Genomic DNA, 18,479 nt, shown 5'->3' on the forward strand with positions numbered 1-18,479 from the left:
CGAACTCAACATGCAGCCGACCCACCGCCGTCATGCAGCGTAACACCGCGCACTGGAAACTGCGCGCGGCGAAAAAAGAGGCTGCCCCAAAAGCGTGCGCATAGTATGGGAACGGCCCAAAAATCGAGCAAAAGGACCTCAAATTCCACTATCAAGTGGAGAATGAGGTCCTTTCTTCAGGTGATATTTCGAGGCAAAGGGGCAGCCCCTTTTTCCGCTATGTTAGTTCGTGGAAGTGCTGTCCGTTGCGTCTGCGGCAGGCGCTTCCGGTTTTTGGTGCTTGTCTTCAACGAATTTTTTCAGCGTATCGGTCAAGCTGTCTTTGAGTTTGCTGATCAGGTCGTCTTCGCTAATTCCTTTGGCCGCTGCAATTTCAACGATCGTCTTGCCGGAATCCAGCTCGGTTTTCAGCTCATCCTGCGTGATGCCCAGAATCGTCGTCAGCGCCTCGGAGTTCCCCAGGAAACCGCCGCCGAAGCCGCCGCCACGATGACCCTCGCCTCCGTTTTCTTGTCCGCCTTCAGGTCTTGCGTTCTCGATATGCTGTTTCAGGCGGGTCGCAAGATCCGCGGTGATTTTGTCCGCTTCCGCTTGCGTGATCGTGCCTGCCGTAACTTGGGCAGCGATTGCCGTTTTCTGAGCGTCAGTCAGCTTGGCCAGGAAATCATTCTCCGTCAAGCCGGCCGCTTGCGCGATTTCCAGTAGCGTCTTGCCTTCTTTCAGCGATGCCTGGATCGTGCTCACGTCTACGCCCAGCACGGTTGCCGCCGTTTCGTCGAGCTTGCCGCCTTGGAAGCCGCCGCGTCCGCCCTGCTCACCGCCGCGGAATCCTTCGCCTTTGTTGCCGAAGCCTTTGTTCTCAATTTGCTGTTTCAAACGAGTCGAAAGATCCGTTATCAGCTTGTCGGCCTGCTCTTGCGTCAGCTTGCCGGCCGTCACCTTCTCGTTGATCGCCGTCGTTTCGGCGGCAACCAGCTTCGCCAGGAAATCGTCCTCCGTCAAGCCGGCCGCTTGCGCGACTTCAAGCAGCGTCTTGCCTTCTTTCAGCGACGCCTGAAGCGTGCTCTCGTCTACGCCCAGCACAGCTGCCGCTTCCTTGACGATGCTGCCTCCGTAGAAACCTCCTTGGCGGCCGCCGCGGTCTTTGAAGCCGTCCGATTTTTGAACGGTCGAGCCGCTCACTGTACCGGCATACGCCTGATTATGTAGCGCTCCGACAAAACCTGTTCCAAGAACAAAAGATGCTGCAATCGTACCTGCGAGAATTTTTTTGCTAATAGTTTTCATATTGTTATTCCACCTTTTCGAATGTTTTTGTTGTTTACAAGACCAAGTATAGGCCCCTTTCCTGAATCCCCCCTGAGCGCCGACTTAATAAACCATGAGCGTTGCCTGAGGGTTTCCTGAGTCCGGCTGCCGTCGCATGAAACGCAAAAAAACTGCAGTTGTCTGCAGTTTGGCAAAGTCCGGCTGCTGTCAGGGAACAACACCAGCCTGTTTATTTTTCATATCCGTTAGGGTTGTTGAATTGCCAGCGCCAGGCGTCTGCGCACATGTCTTCAACGCCTTTCTCGGCAACCCAGCCTAATTGCTCGCGCGCTTTCGTTGTGTCCGCATAGCACGTAGCCACATCCCCCGGCCTGCGCTCCTCGATGCTGTACGATATTACTTTTCCGGAAGCTTTTTGAAAGGCTTCGACCATTTCAAGCACGCTGTAACCCCGGCCGGTACCGAGATTATACGCTTCGATCCCGCTCCTGGACAGCAGTTGTTCCAATGCTTTTAAATGCCCTTTGGCCAGATCGCTGACGTGAATATAATCCCTGACTCCGGTTCCGTCTACGGTCGGATAATCGTTCCCGTATACCCGCAGCTTTTCCAGTTTGCCGATAGCCACTTGGCTCACATACGGCATCAGATTGTTCGGCACGCCGTTCGGATCTTCCCCGATTCGTCCGCTGGGGTGCGCTCCGACCGGATTAAAATACCGCAGCAGCGATATGCTCCAGCTGTGATCCGAGATGTACAAGTCCTGCAAAATCCGCTCGATCATAAGCTTTGTTTGACCGTATGGATTCGTCGCGTCGAGCGGAAAATGTTCATGAATCGGCACCTGCTCAGGCACCCCGTAGACAGTTGCCGAAGAGCTGAACACCAATTTGCGGACATCGTATTTTTGCATGACATTGCACAGAATTAATGTGCCGGTAATATTGTTGTGGTAGTAAGATAAAGGAAAAGAGACCGATTCCCCCACTGCCTTTAACCCTGCAAAATGGATCACCGCTTCGATCGAATGCTCGCGAAACACCTGTTCCAGCCCCGCAAAGTCGAGCAAATCCAATTGATAAAATGCAAAATCCTTCCCCGTCAGCTCACGGACCCGCTCAAGCGCCTCCGGCTTGCTGTTCATCAGATTGTCGACAACGACGATCTCATAACCCTTGTCAAGCAGTTCGACACAGGTATGGCTGCCAATATAACCTGCTCCGCCAGTTACTAGAATGGACATGATTTCCGTTCCTCCAATTTACGATTTCATTGCGCCGGCGCATCTGCATGCAGCCTTTTTCCAACTTAATGGATTTATGCCATTTTAGCAAATACCAAAAAAACGCCCCACCCTTCTCAAGGAAAAGGATCAGTGCGCTCCGGTAACAAATGCATGATTACACAACGACTTTGCCGGACAGGTCATTATTGGCAGCCCCGGCGTTGATGTTCGTATATTTGGTTAACCCTCTGTCCAACTGTGCGAATGACCCTAAATAAGCTTGCACTTCACCAATTGTTAACCCCAAGCTGCGAGCCTCGCGAATCATTTCTACCCAGTCTGAATCCAAGGGATTGCGTTCCATACCCAATTGCACAAATACTTTAGACATACTATTACCTCCAATGTGAAGTTTGTTTGCAAAAAACCATCTATTAACGGTTTAATAGATTGGGTCGGTTGCACCACTAACTCCACATGCTCCAGGTGCCCACATACGGCGCATGTATCAAAGTATTCCCATAATTAATTATCCAATTGCGGAATAGATCTCAAGGCCTAAGACTGAAACATTTCTCATCAACCTAAGCCTATTATACAACGACCTTCTCCTAAATTCCACCAAAAAATTTGAAAAAAAACTGCTAGGTCATTATTTTTTAGGAAAATGATACTAATGTATCCGCAATAGATAAGTAATTAGTAGGATGCTCACTTGTTGTTTTCCTGGTTTTTCTTCCATTTGCTGAATTCCAAAAATTCGCGAAACTGCTCCTTCGTTACTCCCGAATCCATCGCCTCTTTGACCAAATCCTGCCACTGGCTGTCCAGTTCTTCTTGCACTTTCGGCTGTTCTCCGTGCAGGATCAAGTCGAGCGGCACGTCAAGCGCAACCGCAATTTTTTCCAAAAATTGAATGGACGGATTTTTCTGAATATCTCTTTCCATATTGCTTAAATAAGATTTGGCGACTTCAGCCTTGGCAGCAAGCTCAGATAAGCTGAGTTTTTTTTCCAGCCGTAATCTTTGAATCCTTTTACCAATCACACTTATCATCTTCCTTTTTGCTTTATTCACCATGTTTACGCATATTATAGCAAAGTACCCCTGCCCAGACTATCGCTATATTTTCCAACCGCATACAATTTTCAGAAAAGAAAAAATGCATCTGCACAAAAATGGAGAAATAAAAGCGGTTAAACTTCTATTTGCCATTTAAGGAGATGCATTTCGAAGGCCTACCCCCGGTGTCCGGCGGGTTGCACAAAACAAACTTCGCCCGCCGGACTCTCAGCGCCGCCGTTCACTCGCCGGGGTTCGTCAAACGCCATTTGTTAAACTCAAGGAATTCTTTAAACTGGTGCTTGTTAATACCGGATGACATAGCTTCTTTAATAAGCTGATACCATTCCTGATCCAGTTCTGCGACATTCGTTTCCGGAGCTTCTTGATCAAGAAACCTGTCTACAGGCACCTTCAGAACGGAGGCGATTTTCTCGAGAAATTGTATCGACGGGTTCTTTTGAACATCACGTTCCAAATTGCTTATATATGATTTGGCCACGCCGGCCCGCTCTGCCAGCTCGGACAGAGACAATCCCTTTTCCTTGCGAAGCTGCTGTACTCGAGTTCCTATCATCAAGATCTTCCTTTTTTTAACGATGTAATATATTCCATGCTATCTGACAGCCGCTTTGTGCCGTAATGTGCTTTTCATGCAATCGATAACTCTCGTCTGCTCCTCTTCCATCATCCCGGATCCTGATGGCAAGCATAAGCCGGTGTTAAACAATTTCTCGGAAACACTTTCGTTCTCCGCATGCCGGTAATATTCCGCTCCCCCAAAAAGAGGCTGCAGATGAAGCGGTTTCCAAACCGGACGGGCTTCGATGTTTTCTGCTGTCATTGCTTCGAGTATGGATTTGACGCTTACGCCATGTTGTTCCTCATCCAGGGTGATCACGGTAAGCCATCGGTTCGACCTTGTGTTCTCCAATTCAGGCATAAATTGTATGCCCGGGATGCCGGATAGGCCCTGCCGGTACTTTTCGAAAATGGCTCTTCGAGCACTCACCCGCTCATCCAGTACGCCCAATTGCGCGCGCCCAATCCCTGCCAATACGTTGCTCATGCGATAATTAAAGCCAAGCTCCGAATGCTGGTAATGCGCGGCCGCATCCCTGGCTTGAGTGGCCAAGAAACGCGCTTTTTGCAAATCATCCAGATCATTGGAAACAAGCATGCCTCCGCCGGACGTCGTAATAATTTTGTTCCCGTTAAAGGAATAGATGCCGTACTTGCCGAAAGATCCGCTCGCTTGCCCTTTATACGTTGATCCTAGCGACTCCGCTGCGTCTTCGATCACGGGAATATCGTATCGATTGCATAATGCAAGGATCTCGTCCATTTTCGCGCTTTGTCCGTATAAATTCACCACGATAATGGCCTTGGGCAGCTCTCCCTCACGGTCCGCATCCGCTAACGCGCGTTCCAATGCATCAGGCGACATGTTCCAGGTCTCAGGCTCCGAATCGATAAAGACGGGCACGGCCCCCTGGTAAACAATCGGGTTGGCGCTGGCTACGAATGTCAAGCTCGAGCAAAACACTTTGTCGCCCTGCTCCACGCCCAGCAACCGCAAAGCAAGATGAATGGCCGCTGTTCCAGAGCTTACGGCAGCTGCGCCGTTCATTCCGACATAGGCGGCAAGCTCGCTCTCAAAAGCATCGACATGCGGTCCTAGCGGAGCAATCCAGTTCGTTTCGAAGGCTTGGGCTATGTATGTTTGTTCCTGGCCGCTCATATGCGGAGCCGATAAATAGATTCTTTTTTTCTCCGATGTCACTTGCAACGCACCTTTCCTTCCAGAATGTTGAATTAAGATATATGAAATATAGTAATTTCCGGTCTGCAAAACATGCGGATCGGTAAAAAGCTGGTGCCGATCCCGCGGTTCACGTATAAAGGCATCCGCCTGTCTCCAATGGCGTACAATCCGTCTACATATTTTTGTCCAAGTTCCGGGGTAAAAAATGGCTTGGAGAACGGCTTGCGAATTTGGCCGCCATGCGAGTGTCCCGAGAATTGGGCGTTCACACCGAAACCGGAACAAATATCCGCAAGATCAGGCTCATGTGCCAGCAGCAAAACGCAATCTTGTTCCGACTTCCCTTGCAGCGTCTTCTCGATATCGAAGTGGCCGAACATATATTCATCCACACCTGCGATACATAAGCGCTGCCCATTTTCTTCGATATAGCCGTGCGCATTGATCAACACGCGAAAATTCGAGTTTTGCAGCATCTGAACGGCTTGATCCCTCGCTGCATAATCGTGGTTCCCGAGGACAGCCCACTTTCCGCCGCGCGGCGCGCGCAGTTCCTGGAGCAAGGGCAGCACCGACGGCGACGGCGTTTCCAGCCACCCACGATCCAATAAATCACCTGTAAAAAACAGAATGTCAGGCTGTAAATCGTTGATCATCCGCACGACCCGGCGGAACGATTCGCCATCGTAATGAAAGCCGAAATGCGTATCGCTGAATTGAACGATTTTCCAACCCTTGAAGGCTTCGGGCAGCTTGCCGATCTTGAGATCCACCTTGCGTATCTGATACCAGAATCGCTCCCCGATGGCATCCGCGGTTCCCACTACGCCTGATCCGAGCAAAATCAATCCCGCTTTTTTCAAAAAACTTCGCCGGGATATCTTCTTTGGCTCAGTCATGTGCGGGCTCCGGCATCTTGCTGATCACCTTCGCGGGAGTTCCCACGGCGGTGCTGTGCGGCGGTACCGGACGAATGACAGTAGCGCCTGCCCCAATCACGGACCATTCCCCGACCGTCATTCCCGGAATGACGGTTGCTCCCGCGCCTATCATAGCCCCTTCCGCTACCTTCACATCGCCGGTCAATGTTGCGCCGGGTGCAATATGAGCATAATCCCCGATGCGGTTGTCATGCTCGATGACAGCAGCCGTATTGATGATGGCATGGCGTCCGATTACAGCATCGGCCTGAATAACCGCATTCGCCATAACTACCGTTCCTTGGCCGATTTGAGCGCTCGGGCTGATCACCGCTGTCTTATGGACAAGGGTCAGGTAATATGCATCCGCTACATTCAGTCGCGAAACAACCGCTTGTCTAATTCTATTATTTCCGATAGCGATAATGAACTTCAGTTCTTCCAGTTTGCCCATCACCTGCTGCGCTGCAGAGACAGGACCTTTGAACACGCCGTCTTGCAGCGATAAATCATCATATTTATCATCAAGGAAGGCTCTTATGGTATAGCCCTCTCTCGCAAGTATCATATCGCGAATAACTTTGCCGTGCCCTCCCGCACCGACCACTGCGATGTCCAGCTCAACCACACCCTTCGCTAAGAGAGCTTCGTCCCCCTGAATTTCTCCATGGTGACATGATTATCTTGACTGACTCCTTCGGATTTAAACACTTTATAGAAAGTTAACATCATGATTTTCAAATCCAGGGCAAAGCTTCGATTCTCTACGTACCATACATCCAGCTTGAATTTGTCTTCCCATGAAATCGCATTCCTGCCGTTAACCTGAGCCCAGCCCGTGATCCCCGGCCTGACCAAATGCCGTTTGGCCTGTTCCTCGGTATAGAGCGGCAAATAGTCCATCAACAACGGCCTTGGGCCGACCAGGCTCAAATCGCCTTTGATCACGTTGACCAGCTGCGGCAATTCATCCAGACTAAATTTTCGCAAAATTTTGCCGAAATGGGTTAGCCTCACTGCATCGGGCAGCAAGTTCCCTTCGCTGTCTCGCGCATCCGTCATAGAACGAAATTTATATAAGTAAAACGGCTTGCCGTGTAAACCGGGACGCTCCTGCTTAAATAGAACCGGCGTACCTAATTTGTTTCTGACCAGGACAAACAATACGGCGATCAATGGAGACAGCAGCAAAAGCATCGTGAAGGAAACCAATAAATCGAACAGCCTTTTCATCTTATCAACTCCTTTGCTTCTGAGCGGCACATCATATTACAAGTACAAGTATTTGCTGCCATAATAAATATTCAGGCTGATGACGCTCTCGTAATAGTAGTAAAGGAAATAAAAAACCATGATCAGATAATAAATAAATTTCTGATGTCTCGTGACGAACACCTTCACGACCCAAGGGATCAGAATAAGACTGTACAAGCCGAAATAGATGCTGAATCTCGCAAATATCCACTGCTGCGTCGCGATAAGCATAACGACAACATTCAGCAAGCACATATTGACGATGATATCGCTTTGCGGAAAAATGCTCCTCAGCTTATCTCTTCCGATAAAAGCAAGGACCAGCGGCGCAGCCGTCACAACAACCCGCAAAAAATTGGCGCCATGCGTTTCGAGATTTTGGTATTCGCTGTATTTCGTATCCTGGATCACCGTGAACAGAGCTTGTGAAAATTGGCCGAAGCCAAGCACGAATATGACCGCTATCGCCAGGAATATGTAAGTTTGGTACGTCCACGCTTTTCGCCTGACAATAAAATAAATGGGCACGAGAATAAGCGCGGATTGATGAATAGTCGCCGCCAAAAGAACGACGGCCATATACTTTTTCCAATTTCCGTCCAATATATATTTGGTTGCCGCAAAGAGCAGGGCAGCTGCAAGAAACTGCCTGATGCCGTTCATGGAAACCAGGAACATTCCGCTTGTAATGTATAGAAAGACACTCAGTTCAAACAATCTCGCATATTTATATAGAACAATCAGAATACATACATTTGTTAATAAGGCTACTACGAAGATCAGGAGCTGCGGATCAAGCGATATTTGCTGCAGCAGCATCTGAAATAAATTAAACCCGAAATCCGCGCTAAACAAGGCGCTGTACAAATTGAAGTGATTGGTGCGGTAAGAGTACATATAGAAAACCGTGTCGCCGATATTGTTTCTGAGACCGGAAACGAGAACTATAATGGCGATAACGATGAAAACAAGCATCCTGTTCGGCCTAATATAGACCGGACCTGTCGGGATCGGTTTAGCGACGAATCTGGCCAATAATGAAATCATATACACACTGCATAAAGTAATCCAAAATATCGTCATTCCGCGATCCCTCTCATGATGCAAGCAAAACGTTGCCGCATTTTTATGCAAGCGTCCTATTCTTGTTTTGAATATATACATAGAGCATTACGCCCAGCGGCGTCGCCAATAACGTCGTCCACTTGCAAGGCGATTCCAACAAATATTTGCGGTTGCGGATCATCAGATTGCTGGATACATAATGTACCGCCTCTCTGAATCTCTCCTTATAGGAAGTGGCGTATTGCATGGCGACTTTTCTGAAAAATGAAAAGCCCCGGGGATTTCTCACATATTGTTTGAGCATATTCAAACTGGAGCCGTCGGCCAAATATTCTACATGACATAGAATTTCATTCATGACCAGCAACGGGCACTCTTGATCGATGAGAACATATTTGTAGCTCAGCGGACAGTATTTCTCGCCCGGAAAAATCGGATACGGCGGGCATTTCCGGGTGAGCTCGGTCCGGTACACCAGCTTCTTATCTCCTCGAACCTTGTGCTTCGCATACAAATCGGTAAGCGTCGAAGCCTTCAGCCGTTCGGGCATCGGGGTTCCGATGATCGCTCCGTCCGGCGTCGCATCCAATCCGACAATTCCGGCGTATTGCTCGCTTCCGTGTTCTTTCCAAAAGGAAATAATACTCTCCACTGCATTATCTGACATATAATCATCTGAATCAATACAAACATTAAGCTCTGTTTCGATTAGTTCGTAAGCGGCATTATGTGCGCCATGCATCCCCAAATTATTTTGATAATGATAGCGGATGTTAACGATGCCCTCGGAAATCCAGGAACGGACGAGCTCCTTGGTGTTATCCTGAGAGCCATCATCGATGATGAGCCATATAAAATCTTTGCTCGTCTGTCTCGCTAAACTGGCGTAACAAAGATGGAGTGTATAGGCTCGGTTATACGTAGGTGTGAACACGGTTAAAGTGGGAACCACGATAATTAAACCTCCGGAACGTTACATGCTCTTATATTGCAAATAATAGTCTGCCAGCCATTTTGACATCGTTTGGGTGTCATAACCGTTCGCGCTTAATTGCTCCGAGGTATCCGCATGTTCATAGGAGGAGTCGAGAATCCGCTGCGCCCAGGTATCCGTCGATTCTTGCAGGCTTACAAAGCGGACGCGGCCGGTCACATCGGTTTCTTTGGTGATGGCATCCGACACCACGCAGTGCAATCCGGCAGCCTGCGCTTCCACCAGGACGACGGGTAGTCCTTCGAACAAGGATGGAAACAGAAACAAATCCATGCCTTGCATCAATTTTGGAATATCGCTTCGCACACCCAAAAATCGAACGCTGCCCGATAAACCCGACTGCTCCACTTTATTTTCGATCGAAGCCCGCAAATCACCGTCGCCTACCAATAACAGCAGCGCATCCGGGCGCTTTTTATGAACGGCTTTGAACACGTCAATGAGAAAGCTGTGATTCTTTTGTTTATTGAATCTTCCAATGTGGCCCAAGACCAACTGTTCTCCAATGCCCAGTTCGGCTCTTACCTGCTTGCGGGCCTCTTCATCGTATTTAAAGTCCGCCACGTTCACCGCATTATTGAGAACTGTAACTTTGGGGGCCGACTTCTCTCCGAACAACCACTCACCGGCTTTGCGCGAGCATGCAAAATATTGGCTGGGGTGATCTTTCATCGCATATCTGGCATACAAACGGAAAGGGAGCTTCAAATCGATGCCAAGATCGCTTAAATGGCTATGGGCGATTCGGCAAGGAATTCCGGCCTTATTGGCCGCCCGAAGCACGAAGCTGCTGTTCTCGTTAATGTGCGAGTGCACGACCCGATATTCGGGATGCTCCGCAAAGAAATGATCCAGCACGCTAAAATAAAGCCGGTAATTGCCTGGCCTGATTTGCGGCATCCGAAAGATTTTGCCCCCAAGGCTCTCAATTTCTTGATCGTAATGCCCTTCCGAAGACCGGTGCACCATAAAATCAAATTGTATGCTGCTTCGGTCCATTTGCCGATAATAATTCATCAGCATCGTTTCCAATCCGCCGCGGTTCATATGGGTCACTACCTGCAATACACGTATCGGTTCCATATATTCGCTCCTATCTAACCATCTTTCTAAGCTGTTCTATGGCTACAAGCATGAAGTAGTATGCAGGTGTAATACCATATTTCGCACAACCATAAAACACTCTCCAGACAGCTGAAAAATGCTTCATCTCCAATTGCCGAAAGGAACGCTTGACCCGCTCGTCGTTGACGATGAGGCGAAGCATGCGCATCTTCCGCCATACTGAGGCCTTATTGCCTTTGCTGATCGTATTCAGACCGAGCCCCAGGGTGTTTAAACAAATCCGGTTGTTCAGCGCAGCATGAAAATCCGCATTCAGTTTCTTCTCGATCAGCAAACTTTCGATCATCCCGTAGAGAGCAAACCATTTATGGTGCAAATCCGGTTTATACCCCGTTGTCAATGAACCGGCATTATCGCGCCAGTAGTGGTAGTAAGGTTTGTTCAGAAATACAAATGACTGAGCGTAATAGAAGGCGTGTATATTAAAAAGAGAATCCTCGTTCGTGCCGATCAGACTCAGGTCAACGAACCGCAGCTGCCGATCCTTGATAAGCTCGCTCCGGTACAGCTTTGACCAGACGGTGCCCCAGGCGTCCAGCAGCTCCGGACTTGCCACTTCTTCGGACAGCGGACCGACCAGACGTCTCATTACTTTCGCTTGAACGTCTTCATTGCGGTAACATACCTTCTCGGGAAGTTGGAACTCCTTCACTTTGGCATGCGTACCGAACTCCCGCATGTAGCCGCACATGACAATATCCGCTTTTTCGTCGATTGCGGTCGTATACATCCGCTCGTACATATCGGTATCCGCCCAGTCATCCGGGTCTACAAATCCGATGTAATCTCCCGCAGATGCCAGAATGCCGTCATTTCGCGCAGCGGAGACCCCTCCGTTCAGCTTCTCAATGACCACAATCCTGCTGTCCTTGCTTGCGTATTCGCTAAGGATAGCCCCGCTTCCGTCCGTCGAACCGTCGTTTACAGCTATGATCTCTATATCCGACAAGGTCTGGGCAAGCAGGCTATCGAGACACCGGCTCAAATAATTCTCCACATTATATATAGGCACGATGATACTGACTTTTGGAAACATCTGAATCCCCCAACATGTACCGGGCATATATTTCGCTTAACTCCGATCCGACTTGCGAAAGCGAGTATTGCTGCACCCGGAGCAAACTTTCAGCCTGCATTTGATTCCGCCGGTCCTTCGATCTCCAGAGCTCCAACAGCCGTTTAGCCATCAGTCCGAAGTTTTCATGCGGCACCACGTGACCGTTCACCGATTCTTGAACAAGTTCGGCATGGCCTCTGTTGTGACTGGCGACAACGGGCAACCCGCACGCCATGGCTTCCATAATATTCACAGGCAAGCCCTCGCGAATGCTGGAGGCGACAGCTATATCGCACACCGGCAAAATCCGATCGATATCTTCCCGATAGCCAAGAAATACGACTCTGTCCGATATCCCCAGCTTTGCGGCAAGCTCCCGGCATGCTTCCTGCAGCGGCCCTACTCCGGCGAGCAGCAGGTTCATGTTAGGCGCTTCGTCCTTGATAGCTCCTAACGCTTGTATGAGGAGCTGCTGGTTCTTATTTTTATTAAACTCTGCTGCATAAAACATCAGGAAGTCATCCGGGCGATAGCCCAGTTCCAGCCTCATTTCCCGCTTCTTCTCTTCTGCCGCCGGTTTAAACCGCTCCGTGTTCACGCCTACGCCATGAACATGCTCTATTCGCTTGGCCTTAAAGCGATGGTCCACCGCCAATGTATAATCTTCTCCATTGATCGTAATCAAGCAATCGGTCACTTTTGCGAGCATCTTTTCGATCGGGTAATAGATCAGCCAGTTGAGGAGAGGCGCTCCTTTGCAAAAATGAAAGCCGTGCGCCGTGTACAGCACATTCGTGCCGATATTCCTTCTGGCGGCACTTGCAGCCAGGCGGGCAAGCACGCCTCCTACAGGAGTGTGGCAATGTACGATGTCGTATTTTTGATTATCGATGATAGCCTTGAGCTCGCGGTAAGCCTTCAAGTTCTGCCTCCGGAACGGAGAGCGGTGAATGGGAAGATCGTACTTCCGATCCACATGCGGAAGCTCCATGTTCCCGTGTGCGGCAACGTGCACCTCCCAGCCTTGCTCCTGAAACCATTTCATGTGCGGCAAATGGAACGCCTTGAAATGATAATCCACAGTCGCAACAAACAATACTTTTCCAGCCATTGTCCCCATCCGTTCACAGTCCATAAAATTAGTTGCGCGCTGCTTCTTTGTCCATAACTTGAGTAAGGTAATCCAGCAAATGGCTTCGCAAATCTTCCCGCTGCAAGGCGAATTCGATGGTCGTTTGAATAAAGCCTAATTTCTCGCCCACATCATACCGAATCCCTTCGAACTCATAGGCGAAAACCGCTTCATGCCGGTTCAACTGCGCAATGGCATCGGTAAGCTGGATTTCACCGCCGGCCCCCGGCCCCTGATTTCCCAAAACCTCAAAAATCCGCGGACTTAAAATATAGCGTCCCATAATCGCCAGATTGGATGGCGCTGATCCCGCCTGCGGTTTCTCAACCAAGTTGCTGACGTTGTATATCCGTTCGTCCATCGCTTTCCCGTCTACAATTCCATATCTGGAGACTTCTTCATCCCTCACGTGCTTGACCCCGATGATGGAACCGTGATAGCGGTCATATTGTTCGATCATCTGCAAAAGGCAGGGCTTTTCCGCAGAGACGATGTCGTCTCCGAGCAGTACGGCAAACGGCTCATTGCCTATGAATTTACGCGCACACCAGATAGCATGCCCGAGACCTTTCGGCTCCTTCTGGCGGATATAATGAACATCTACCATATTGGAGGATTTTTGAACCTCGCTGAGCAATTCGTATTTCTTCTTTTCCAATAAATTTTGCTCCAATTCAAAAGAGTTATCGAAGTGATCCTCAATAGCTCTCTTGCCTTTGCCCGTTACGATGATAATATCTTCGATCCCCGACTCCACTGCTTCTTCGATAATGTATTGAATCGTCGGCTTATCTACGATAGGCAGCATTTCTTTGGGCATTGCCTTGGTCGCAGGCAGAAACCTTGTGCCTAACCCGGCTGCAGGAATGATCGCTTTTCTTACCTTCATTATGACTGTGAACCCCTCTTCTTCATTCAAATTACGGCAGATACAAGCTTGTTGCGTTCTACTTTGCCATTGGCTACGTCGAGCAGCAGATTTTTCAGCGTTTGGATGTCAAGAGTCGGGTAGATCTCGATGATTTCCTCAATCTCCGATATGAAGAGACCCGCCGTCTTGCCTATATAAATTTTGGGGAATACTTGTTGCTTATGAACCTCGTCTTCCGCTAACAGTTCCTCGTACAGCTTCTCGCCCGGCCTCATTCCATTAAACTCGATTCCGATATCCTCAATAGAGTTCCCGGACAGCTTGATCAGGTTTTTGGCCAAATCGACGATTTTGACCGGTTCGCCCATATCAAGGACGAAAATCTCCCCGCCCCTGGCCAAAGCTCCCGCTTGAATAACCAGCCTGGATGCTTCCGGGATCGTCATAAAGTAACGAACCATGTCAGGATGAGTGACCGTTACCGGCCCGCCATTTTGAATTTGTGTTTTGAATCTCGGGATCACACTGCCACGGCTGCCCAATACGTTACCGAAGCGAACAGCGACGAACGTCGTGCTGCTAATCGTATCCATGTGCTGGACGATCATTTCCGCCAATCTCTTCGTAGCTCCCATCACGCTGGTCGGGTTAACCGCCTTATCGGTAGAGATCATAACGAATTTCCCTACGCCGCTCTGGCTTGCCGCCCTGGCGACATTCATAGTCCCGATGACATTGTTCTTGACCGCTTCCTCCGGATTGCGCTGCATCAACGGCACATGCTTATGCGCCGCGGCGTGATACACAACATCCGGCCGGTGGAACTGCATCACTTCAAGCATTTTTTTGGCGTCTTGGATATCCATGATTTCCGTATAAAACTTGATGTTCGTATGTGCAAACATTTCCTTTAATTCTATTTCCGCCGAATAGATGCTGTTCTCGCCATGCCCCAATAAAACCAGCTTCTCCGGGTGGAATTGGGCAATTTGACGGCAAATTTCGGAACCGATGGAACCGCCCGCCCCCGTTACCAGCACAACTTTGTCTTTTATGTATTCCGAGATACTGCCCATGTCCAATTCAACGGGCTCCCGGCCCAACAGATCTTCGACCTGTACATCCCTGAACTTGCTAACCGATACCTTCCCTGTAACCAGGTCTTCCAGCATCGGAAGAATTTTGGTTTTGGCTTTTGTTTTCGCGCATTCCTGGAAAATGGCGTTGAGCTGTTTTTTGTTTAATGACGGGATGGCTATAATGATGTTGTCGATTTTCAATTCCTGAACGATCCGCTCAATTTGGCCCGTTCCGCCCACCACCGAAATTCCTAATATATCCAGGTTCTGTTTTTTCGGATTATCGTCAATAAATGCGATCGGCTTCAATTCCGAATCGTTGTTCTGAATTAATTGTCTCGCTACCATAGTCCCTGCGGCCCCGGCCCCGACGATCAGCGTCCGTTTTTTACTGTCATCCTGCCTGATATAAGTATCGCGGAACATTCTCCAACCGAACCGTGAGCCCCCGATCAAAAGCATATGCAGCATCCAGGTCACGCCCAGCAAGCGAAGGAAAGTCGTATCCAGCATTATGAGTTGTACGACGCCCGTAACCAGAATCGAAAAGGTCACTGCCTTCAAAATAATGAGCAGTTCTCCGACACTCGCGTATTCCCACGCTTTTTTGTACAACTTGTACACAAATGAGAAAAAATGATGGCTTAGCAGCAGTACGAGCGCGCTAATGATGATGGGTACCGTGATCACATGGACCGTGGCGTTCACCAGAAAACTGCTGAAGAAGACAGCGGTTAACACGATCAACGAATCCAAGGAGATTAATAATGAATACCTCTGGCGATATGTCAAACGATTTCACCCTTTCGGATCATTTTAAAACTATTTAATCGTTACCATTCTTTATAAAGAACAGCGAAGGCAAAAAAAATATGGAAAACAGGTATACGATTTCTTTAAAACGGATCATAGCAGAGCATTTTTTGAAAAATACCGTACGATGAGCGGAGTACAGAAGTGCCGCGGCGAACTTTCACATCAGTTACAGTTCAATTGTAGTTCTTTATAAAGAACATGTCAATTCATAAATTAACCGTGAGTTCGGACACTTAGTTATCACGCTTTAAGCAGATGATGAATCTTGCTTGCGAGGCGATCCATTTTCCAGCTGAAATAATGTTTCTTTTCAAACCTGTGGCCGTCAACGGCTATTAGCCACTTATTGTCATTGATTTTTAATTGGTCGATATGATGCATGCCGTCTTTTCTCCAGTCATTCTCCTTATTCGTGCCGCTTAAAACCGTATCGATCCGCTCTTCCGCAAAATCGTCTTCCGTAAGAGTTGTGATTTTAAACAGATTAACCGAATGCCCATAGTAAGGCTCGCCTTGCTGCGTATACCTGTAGATCGCATTGTTATCCACAATGACTCTTCCGCCCGGACGAGTAATACCTATGTCGCTTTTAATCAGGGGGCTTTTCTTATGCTCTTTCCAATCTCCTTCGAGATTTTGCGAATGAAATAAATGTAAGTGCCCATCTATGCCGGCCAGCATCCACCACATCTCTCGATATCGGAATATGGAAGGGTCCGCATATTTACTATGCAGCAGCTCATGAGCGATCTCCCACTCATACGGAAAGTTTGTTGCTCTGTATAACAGCACCTTGGTCGCGGCAATCGATTCCGGCAGCATATAAATTTCGCCTTGAAACGCAAACACTTGCGGATAGGATAAGTGAAACTTTTCCGCTAATATGATTTTCTCGTAAGTCCAGTTCTCTCCGTCCGTGCTTGTGGCTAAGCCTATTTCTCCTTTTTCAGTGGCCTTATTGTACACTTCAAAGAACAAGTAAATGGTAGAGCCGTGTTTGTATAAGAACGGATCCGCGACTAATTCCGCAGCTGCATCGGTAATATCCGAAGCTTGCAAAGTCGGCCGGCTTAATTTTTCGTCCATTGGAGCGTCCTGGATAAAGTTATCGGAGCTAAATACACGGATCGACCATATGTGCGAATCCATAACCCGGTTGTATCTTTTCACGAGCAGCATCGTCATTCCGACAGCTACAATTGCGATCAAACATTGAACCATGAGCAACCCTCCTTTAATGTATGATATGGATGAATCAGGAAGACATCTTCTCTACTTTCCTCTTTTTACCCAACTGCGCGGCTTTCTCAAACACCATGCCGGCCATCCGCCTGGCGATCGTCCATATATACGCAAACTCTCCCGTTTTACGAAAAATAGCTACATAAATGAGGTTCGGCACAACAAATGCGACCGCACCGGTCAGTATCAGCTTCCACAAGTTATCCGGAGCAATCATCCGGCAAATCAGACTCGTCGCCACGCAGGTTCCTAATCCAATAACCACATAGAAGAAATAGGTTGCAAAATACGTTCGTAACGGTTTGTTAAATACCTTCTTATAGACAAGATACGGAGTTGTCCATACGGGAATGACCAGAGCGCTGATCAGCGTCCCCAGAAATACACCGATAATCCCCCAGTACTGCACCAGCCAAATGGAGAATCCGAGATTTACAGCAGCTTGGCATAAAGGCGCATAACGATCCTCATGAAAAATGCCGGCGGTCGTTTTCACCGTTGTAATGGAATTTCTCATGCCTCTCTCATAAAATGTAACCATAAGAACAATCAGCACCGCGTGGTCCATAATAAATGAAGGACCTATCCACAGCGAAATAAAAGGCTCCGAAATCACATAGAGGAATATCGCGAAAAACGAATACAGCCAGAAATTCACCAACCAGTATACTTTATACACTTGATAAACTTTATCCTGGCTTTCCTTGGCTACCAAATTGCCCACGCTGTGGTATATATTGTTGAATATCTGATTAATGAACGTTCTGCATATTTCGATGAGCATATTGTAGTTGGAATACAAGCCTACGGCCGCTACGCTGACAAAAGACGAAATAATAATATTATCCGTGCCGAAAATTAAATAAGCGCCGATATTTTGCAGCAGGATTGCTTTAATATTTTTAGTGATGCTCCTCTTGATCTCAGGGTCCAGTCCCTCTCTTGTTTTCTCTTTCAGGAACGGGTATCTCCGATCAACGAGCATGAACATAATGAACCCGTTGGCAATCGTAATCACACTATCGATAACCAGATATAAGATGTAATTTTGCGTGAATTGCAAAAGAACGATTTTCAGAAGCATCGAAAGGATCGAGGAGACCGAATAGATTCCGGTGATGATGTAACCCTTTTGATTTACGTTTAAGAACGAGCTTTTATATTGAAAAAAATAAGGCGCAACCGTGTTGATCAGAAAAATCAGGTAGATCCAATGCAGGTTGGCTACATTCGCATCTTTGACGAATAAATGAAGGAACGGCATCAATCCCAGACCCAGCAAAAGGATAACGAGCGCTATGATCCGATATGCTTGTTTGTACAAATGCATGAGAGCCTTAATTTTTTCTTTGTCGTTATCCGCAACAGGTTTATACAAGCTGTATATAATGCTCGACCCAAATCCGGCCTCAGCCAAAGAAAGCATAGCCAAGATGCTCGTAAACAACCCGTTCACACCCAAATAATCTAAACCAAGGGTATGGATAAACACTGTCCTCGAAAAAAAACTAAGTATCGTAATCAGCAGCTGACTACCTAACCCGGCACTTATATTGAGTATGGAATGTTGTATTCTCATGTTAACTCCCACTGTTGGCTGCTT

18 protein-coding genes and 1 riboswitch are annotated in these 18,479 nt (G+C 48.1%); all 18 genes read right to left on the reverse strand.

Annotated elements, in window-relative coordinates:
- Window positions 1-222: 222 nt before the first annotated feature.
- On the reverse strand, window positions 223-1,287 hold the full coding sequence (locus tag AC0LWT_RS18025; RefSeq protein ID WP_474682649.1) for a hypothetical protein: 1,065 nt from the start codon (window positions 1,285-1,287) through the stop codon (window positions 223-225).
- A gap of 211 nt (window positions 1,288-1,498) precedes the next feature.
- Window positions 1,499-2,512 (reverse strand): UDP-glucose 4-epimerase GalE, encoded by a 1,014-nt coding sequence (gene galE, locus AC0LWT_RS18030; RefSeq protein ID WP_474682650.1) that lies wholly within the window; start codon window positions 2,510-2,512, stop codon window positions 1,499-1,501.
- A 157-nt stretch (window positions 2,513-2,669) separates the two neighbouring features.
- Window positions 2,670-2,885 (reverse strand): anti-repressor SinI family protein, encoded by a 216-nt coding sequence (locus tag AC0LWT_RS18035; RefSeq protein ID WP_474682651.1) that lies wholly within the window; start codon window positions 2,883-2,885, stop codon window positions 2,670-2,672.
- A 53-nt stretch (window positions 2,886-2,938) separates the two neighbouring features.
- A riboswitch (cyclic di-GMP riboswitch) is annotated at window positions 2,939-3,022 on the reverse strand.
- Window positions 3,023-3,205: 183 nt separating this feature from the next.
- Window positions 3,206-3,541 carry a helix-turn-helix domain-containing protein gene (locus tag AC0LWT_RS18040; protein WP_474682652.1) on the reverse strand — a complete coding sequence of 112 codons (336 nt, stop codon included), beginning with the start codon at window positions 3,539-3,541 and terminating at the stop codon, window positions 3,206-3,208.
- A 256-nt stretch (window positions 3,542-3,797) separates the two neighbouring features.
- Window positions 3,798-4,133, reverse strand: a complete 336-nt coding sequence (locus AC0LWT_RS18045) for a helix-turn-helix domain-containing protein (RefSeq protein WP_474682653.1) — start codon at window positions 4,131-4,133, stop codon at window positions 3,798-3,800.
- Between the two features lie 39 nt (window positions 4,134-4,172).
- Complete coding sequence (locus tag AC0LWT_RS18050; RefSeq protein ID WP_474682808.1) at window positions 4,173-5,297, reverse strand: DegT/DnrJ/EryC1/StrS family aminotransferase; 1,125 nt, start codon at window positions 5,295-5,297, stop codon at window positions 4,173-4,175.
- A 74-nt stretch (window positions 5,298-5,371) separates the two neighbouring features.
- Entirely contained in the window at window positions 5,372-6,220 is an 849-nt protein-coding gene (locus tag AC0LWT_RS18055; protein WP_474682654.1) for a metallophosphoesterase, read from the reverse strand.
- Complete coding sequence (locus AC0LWT_RS18060; RefSeq protein ID WP_474682809.1) at window positions 6,213-6,860, reverse strand: acetyltransferase; 648 nt, start codon at window positions 6,858-6,860, stop codon at window positions 6,213-6,215. Before AC0LWT_RS18060 ends, AC0LWT_RS18055 begins: the two co-directional genes overlap by 8 nt.
- 17 nt (window positions 6,861-6,877) lie before the next feature.
- Window positions 6,878-7,474, reverse strand: coding sequence for a sugar transferase (locus AC0LWT_RS18065; RefSeq protein ID WP_474682655.1), 597 nt, complete (start codon window positions 7,472-7,474; stop codon window positions 6,878-6,880).
- Window positions 7,475-7,510: 36 nt separating this feature from the next.
- Window positions 7,511-8,578: an EpsG family protein gene (locus AC0LWT_RS18070; protein ID WP_474682656.1), complete on the reverse strand. Its 1,068-nt coding sequence runs from the start codon at window positions 8,576-8,578 to the stop codon at window positions 7,511-7,513.
- A gap of 43 nt (window positions 8,579-8,621) precedes the next feature.
- A complete protein-coding gene (locus tag AC0LWT_RS18075; protein ID WP_474682657.1) occupies window positions 8,622-9,512 on the reverse strand; it encodes a glycosyltransferase family 2 protein in 891 nt (296 codons plus the stop codon).
- A gap of 21 nt (window positions 9,513-9,533) precedes the next feature.
- Window positions 9,534-10,637, reverse strand: coding sequence for a glycosyltransferase family 1 protein (locus AC0LWT_RS18080; RefSeq protein ID WP_474682658.1), 1,104 nt, complete (start codon window positions 10,635-10,637; stop codon window positions 9,534-9,536).
- Window positions 10,638-10,647: 10 nt separating this feature from the next.
- Window positions 10,648-11,715 carry a glycosyltransferase gene (locus AC0LWT_RS18085; RefSeq protein ID WP_474682659.1) on the reverse strand — a complete coding sequence of 356 codons (1,068 nt, stop codon included), beginning with the start codon at window positions 11,713-11,715 and terminating at the stop codon, window positions 10,648-10,650.
- Window positions 11,678-12,847: a glycosyltransferase family 4 protein gene (locus tag AC0LWT_RS18090; protein WP_474682660.1), complete on the reverse strand. Its 1,170-nt coding sequence runs from the start codon at window positions 12,845-12,847 to the stop codon at window positions 11,678-11,680. The genes AC0LWT_RS18085 and AC0LWT_RS18090 overlap by 38 nt, the downstream gene beginning before the upstream one ends.
- Before the next feature lie 28 nt (window positions 12,848-12,875).
- A complete protein-coding gene (gene galU, locus AC0LWT_RS18095; protein ID WP_474682810.1) occupies window positions 12,876-13,760 on the reverse strand; it encodes a UTP--glucose-1-phosphate uridylyltransferase GalU in 885 nt (294 codons plus the stop codon).
- Window positions 13,761-13,783: 23 nt separating this feature from the next.
- Window positions 13,784-15,610, reverse strand: coding sequence for an SDR family NAD(P)-dependent oxidoreductase (locus tag AC0LWT_RS18100; protein WP_474682661.1), 1,827 nt, complete (start codon window positions 15,608-15,610; stop codon window positions 13,784-13,786).
- Window positions 15,611-15,874: 264 nt separating this feature from the next.
- Window positions 15,875-16,855 (reverse strand): glucosamine inositolphosphorylceramide transferase family protein, encoded by a 981-nt coding sequence (locus AC0LWT_RS18105; RefSeq protein ID WP_474682662.1) that lies wholly within the window; start codon window positions 16,853-16,855, stop codon window positions 15,875-15,877.
- Between the two features lie 34 nt (window positions 16,856-16,889).
- Entirely contained in the window at window positions 16,890-18,455 is a 1,566-nt protein-coding gene (locus AC0LWT_RS18110; RefSeq protein ID WP_474682663.1) for a lipopolysaccharide biosynthesis protein, read from the reverse strand.
- Window positions 18,456-18,479: the final 24 nt, after the last annotated feature.

This window comes from Paenibacillus sp. sgz302164, assembly GCF_056120505.1.

Bases quoted from the DNA above. Each gene is read 5' to 3' on its own strand.
- AC0LWT_RS18110 (WP_474682663.1), bottom strand. From the start codon at position 18,455: ATGAGAATACAACATTCCATACTCAATATAAGTGCCGGGTTAGGTAGT.
- AC0LWT_RS18070 (WP_474682656.1), bottom strand. From the start codon at position 8,578: ATGACGATATTTTGGATTACTTTATGCAGTGTGTATATGATTTCATTA.
- AC0LWT_RS18035 (WP_474682651.1), bottom strand. From the start codon at position 2,885: ATGTCTAAAGTATTTGTGCAATTGGGTATGGAACGCAATCCCTTGGAT.
- AC0LWT_RS18080 (WP_474682658.1), bottom strand. From the start codon at position 10,637: ATGGAACCGATACGTGTATTGCAGGTAGTGACCCATATGAACCGCGGC.
- AC0LWT_RS18055 (WP_474682654.1), bottom strand. From the start codon at position 6,220: ATGACTGAGCCAAAGAAGATATCCCGGCGAAGTTTTTTGAAAAAAGCG.
- AC0LWT_RS18025 (WP_474682649.1), bottom strand. From the start codon at position 1,287: ATGAAAACTATTAGCAAAAAAATTCTCGCAGGTACGATTGCAGCATCT.
- AC0LWT_RS18090 (WP_474682660.1), bottom strand. From the start codon at position 12,847: ATGGCTGGAAAAGTATTGTTTGTTGCGACTGTGGATTATCATTTCAAG.
- AC0LWT_RS18105 (WP_474682662.1), bottom strand. From the start codon at position 16,855: ATGGTTCAATGTTTGATCGCAATTGTAGCTGTCGGAATGACGATGCTG.
- AC0LWT_RS18045 (WP_474682653.1), bottom strand. From the start codon at position 4,133: ATGATAGGAACTCGAGTACAGCAGCTTCGCAAGGAAAAGGGATTGTCT.
- AC0LWT_RS18050 (WP_474682808.1), bottom strand. From the start codon at position 5,297: ATGAGCGGCCAGGAACAAACATACATAGCCCAAGCCTTCGAAACGAAC.
- AC0LWT_RS18065 (WP_474682655.1), bottom strand. From the start codon at position 7,474: ATGAAAAGGCTGTTCGATTTATTGGTTTCCTTCACGATGCTTTTGCTG.
- AC0LWT_RS18085 (WP_474682659.1), bottom strand. From the start codon at position 11,715: ATGTTTCCAAAAGTCAGTATCATCGTGCCTATATATAATGTGGAGAAT.
- galE (WP_474682650.1), bottom strand. From the start codon at position 2,512: ATGTCCATTCTAGTAACTGGCGGAGCAGGTTATATTGGCAGCCATACC.